Source organism: Lichenihabitans sp. Uapishka_5 (genome assembly GCF_033947565.1).
Lineage (GTDB): Bacteria > Pseudomonadota > Alphaproteobacteria > Rhizobiales > Beijerinckiaceae > Lichenihabitans.
Genome location: NZ_JARPVX010000224.1, coordinates 1 through 674, shown reverse-complemented (window position 1 = coordinate 674; position 674 = coordinate 1). Strand labels below are relative to the sequence as shown.

Below are 674 nucleotides of genomic sequence, written 5' to 3'. Positions count from 1 at the left end.
GGACTGCTCCTCCGCCGCATCGCTCATCCGTAAACGTTTCCAAACGGACTCTAAGACGTCGCCTGCGCTTGCAACTGCCGGTGACCCACCGATTCAAGGCGCCGGACTGGCGCCATTGAGGTTGCTCGGCTGGCTGCCGGGCTTGCTGCCTGGCACCGCTTCACGCGGCGCGTTCAGCACGGCATTGTCGCCCGTGCCCACCCCCGTGCGGTCCTGCTTGCTGGGCACGGCCTCGTCGCCATTGTCGGCCCCGGTCTTCAGTCCTGAGCCATTTTGCGTGCCGGCGCCCGTCATCGTGCCGCCCGTGCTGCCGCTCCCGGCCCCGGTGATACCCGCCGCCGCGGCTGGACCGACAAGGACGAAGCAGAAGGCCGTTGCGAGCATCAGGCGCGCGTGAAGGGTCATGGCGGCGAACTCCCGGAAAACTCGCTCTGGCTCGGCGAGATACCGAAGGAAGACCACCGAGGTCACGATCTGTTCCACGGGCCATGCAGCGCCGGGGCTGCGACGAAGCGACCGCGCATCCTGCAGCATGGCGGTGCTAGCCTCCTCTCGTCCATACAGCCGACGCCACCGAGGATTGCCATGCAACGACGCGCATTCATGAAGGCCGTCGTGGCGTCCGGCCTCGGCGGGGCCGCAGGGCCCGCGCTCGCCGCCGGCGAGGCCGGACG

General features: G+C 68.8%; 1 protein-coding gene. It reads right to left on the bottom strand.

Annotated elements, in window-relative coordinates:
- Positions 1 to 93 precede the first annotated feature (93 nt).
- On the bottom strand, positions 94 to 534 hold the full coding sequence (locus tag P7D22_RS23325) for a hypothetical protein (RefSeq protein WP_319936622.1): 441 nt from the start codon (positions 532 to 534) through the stop codon (positions 94 to 96).
- Between the last annotated feature and the right edge of the window lie 140 nt (positions 535 to 674).

Excerpts from the sequence above, each read along its gene's own strand:
- P7D22_RS23325 (WP_319936622.1), bottom strand. The coding sequence starts at position 534 with ATGCTGCAGGATGCGCGGTCGCTTCGTCGCAGCCCCGGCGCTGCATGG.